Here is a 2,614-nt window from a genome sequence, read left to right as displayed (position 1 = left end):
GCATCGGACGGGGCCCGAAGACCCCGCCCCACAACCGTCACACGCTGGCAGGCCGCGCCACCATCAACGGCTCCGGCACCCGCGGCCCACCCAGCTGCAGCCCGTCCGACAGCAGCATCCGCGCCACCGTGTCGTGCTCGAACTCCGACCGGCCAGCAGGCATCGACAGGACGCGCGAGCCGTCCTTCAACTCGACGTAGGCGCCGAAGAAGCCAGCATCAGTGATCGACGACTCGACCAGCTCCACACCGTGATCGGCCAGCAGCTCGGAGAGCGGGGCATCCAGGAGCGGGTCGGAGACGGGCGCGGACTTTAAGGTCGACTGTGAGTTGAGCGTAGACTGCATGACGGTCCCCTTTGACGAGACGGACTGAAGATCAGCGAGGTGATGACTCGCTGGTTGAAGCGGCTGGGTGTTGAGGCACCCGGCCGTTTTGCGTAGGCCGCCAACTTGCGCGGCGCAGAAGGACGATAGATCAAGCCACGGGATCGGGGCTCGCACGTATCACTTTCTGGCCCTCCTCGACGTATAGCCATAAGAGTCAAAGTCGCAGGTCACGCACGCGATGTGCGAGAGTCGGGGAAGTCGGAAGTAGAGCCTGACCTTCCCGTTTCCCGAGTACGGGAAGGGTGGGGTATTGCGTATTTTTAGAAACAAGCGACATTACCGGCTCACGAAACGCGGCTGAAACTCGACGACGTGACGGTACGCCCACGCCACGCCATCACCCGCACGAACCGGACGCCCACCGCCAACCCCCTGAACGGCAGACAGTCCGACTTGCCCGGACCGGTACGATTCGGCGCGGGCAGAGCATGTGCCGCCGGTCCCGCGGCCGACTCCTGAGTCAGCACCAGAGCCGACCCCGACACCGTCGTCCCCGGCACCCGTCGAGGACGCCGACAATGAGCGCGTCATCGGCTTCACCGAGCCCGTCGGCTACGACCCCGGCATGCCCGACGACGAGATCCTCACAGCCGCAGCCGCAGCCGCAGCCGCAGCCGCAGCCGGCGTCGCCCACGCCACCCTCGAAGCCCACCGCGACACCTGGGCATTCCTTGTCCAGACCGCTGGGAATGCCGAGCACCTCCATATCCCCGGCGCGGTCAATGACGAGGACGGCTTCGTCGCAGTCCGCCTCTCCGGACCCAGCCTCGTCGCCGCGATCATCAGCCTCGCCCACGTCACCCGCGACACCGCCAGCCCCGTCACCCGTGCCATCGCCACACACATCCAAAACAAGATCACCCGGGTAGTACAGGCCATCATCGACCGGCCCCGCACCAACGGTCCCGGAACACCCGTCCGCATCACCATCGACGACCAAGCACAAGCAGACGACGACCGAGACGAGCCCTAACAGCGAGATGCCCCCGCACCAGATCGGTGCGGGGGCATCGGCACGCCAGGAAGGCCGAGAAGGCGGCGCCAGGTACCCCCACACCGGCCCGCACGTGCGGGGGCCGGTGTGGGGTGTGTCCCGGCGAGGGTGGGGTGAGGAGTGGGGGCGATTTCTCTGCTGCCCAAAAAGCGAAGGCGGCGCGCTAGAAGGATTCCCGTATCGCTATATCGGAAATTCCTTGTTGATCTTGGAATGGGAATGCACGTAGGGTCCCGGAATAGTGAAAGGGTCTCAATCTGAGATCTCGCAAACTGAATCGGGAGAAGGGTGAATTCGCGTGCGTCCCAACCGAGCGTTCACGGCTAAACTGGCTGCCTCTGCAGCGGTAGCCGTTGTCTTCGCCGCAGCCCCCGCCGACGCCTCCATCCATAAGAGCAAGCCCACGTCATGGCATTGCGATTTCGACCAGGCCTGCACGAAAAACACCCGCAGTGGACCCGGATCGGCGAAGGTGTATCGCTGGTTCCTCGCGGACTTTGAACACACACTGATCCGCGTGGGCAACCGCAAGTACGGGCTCGAGCACATAAAGCGCGGTGGCTCCACCGGCAACAAGGCCAACCACCCCTATAACGGCTACGCGATGAGCCTGTGGGACAAGGCAATCAACAACTACGCCAGGGGTAGCAAGGGCAGCGTCAACGCAGTGTCCACCACCCACACCTATAAGTACGGGCGCGGGAAGAAGAAGCGCACCATGTGTGTAGTCACGATGCACCGCAACCTTAACCACGAGGGCAAGAACTACGGCAAAACGGGTATCTGGACCGCCTACTGGGTCAAGGGGCACGTAGGCTGGAAGGGCTGCAAGAAGGGCTGACCAGGGCAGGGGCGTGCAGAGTGAATCCATGGCAAGAAGGCGACCGGGTGATTTCCACCGTCCCCACCGACAACCCGGGCAACCCCGTGGGCCAAGTAGTCATGATTACCGCCCACGACGACATCCTGGTCGACTTCGAGGACAGCAGCGGCGGGTACGCACCCGGGGAACTCGCCCCCGCCCCGGACACCCCGGACGCAAAGATCTGGCTGGACATCCCCTACCGGCGCCTCAAGGAAGGACGCAAGCAGCCGGTCACCGCCACACCCGAGGAACTCCAGGCCATCGCCTTCACCGCCCACAGCGCCGACCAGGTGCACGCCACAGGCCCCCAAGGGCACCGCCTGCGCCTCCTCGACATCGGCGAACGCATCGCCGACTTCACCCCGCC

General features: G+C 64.6%; 4 protein-coding genes. 3 read left to right on the top strand and 1 reads right to left on the bottom strand.

The window, feature by feature from the left end; genetic code table 11:
• Positions 1-37 precede the first annotated feature (37 nt).
• A complete protein-coding gene (locus tag AOK03_RS34335) occupies positions 38-346 on the bottom strand; it encodes a hypothetical protein (protein ID WP_055569295.1) in 309 nt (102 codons plus the stop codon).
• Positions 347-953: 607 nt separating this feature from the next.
• On the opposite strand from AOK03_RS34335, the gene AOK03_RS34330 reads away from it, so the two are divergent.
• The 3 genes from AOK03_RS34330 to AOK03_RS34320 all read left to right on the top strand — a co-directional run.
• Complete coding sequence (locus AOK03_RS34330; protein WP_157869156.1) at positions 954-1,361, top strand: hypothetical protein; 408 nt, start codon at positions 954-956, stop codon at positions 1,359-1,361.
• A 319-nt stretch (positions 1,362-1,680) separates the two neighbouring features.
• Positions 1,681-2,223, top strand: coding sequence for a hypothetical protein (locus AOK03_RS34325; RefSeq protein ID WP_157869155.1), 543 nt, complete (start codon positions 1,681-1,683; stop codon positions 2,221-2,223).
• A gap of 47 nt (positions 2,224-2,270) precedes the next feature.
• The coding region (locus AOK03_RS34320) for a hypothetical protein (protein ID WP_157869154.1) at positions 2,271-2,614 on the top strand (344 nt) is incomplete at its 3' end.

This window comes from Streptomyces atriruber, assembly GCF_001418325.1.
Taxonomy (GTDB): Bacteria; Actinomycetota; Actinomycetes; order Streptomycetales; family Streptomycetaceae; genus Streptomyces; species Streptomyces atriruber.
The sequence above is the reverse complement of the archived record's forward strand: the minus strand, read 5'-3'. Positions and strand labels throughout refer to the sequence as shown.

Bases quoted from the DNA above. Each gene is read 5' to 3' on its own strand.
- AOK03_RS34335 (WP_055569295.1), bottom strand. From the start codon at position 346: ATGCAGTCTACGCTCAACTCACAGTCGACCTTAAAGTCCGCGCCCGTC.
- AOK03_RS34330 (WP_157869156.1), top strand. From the start codon at position 954: ATGCCCGACGACGAGATCCTCACAGCCGCAGCCGCAGCCGCAGCCGCA.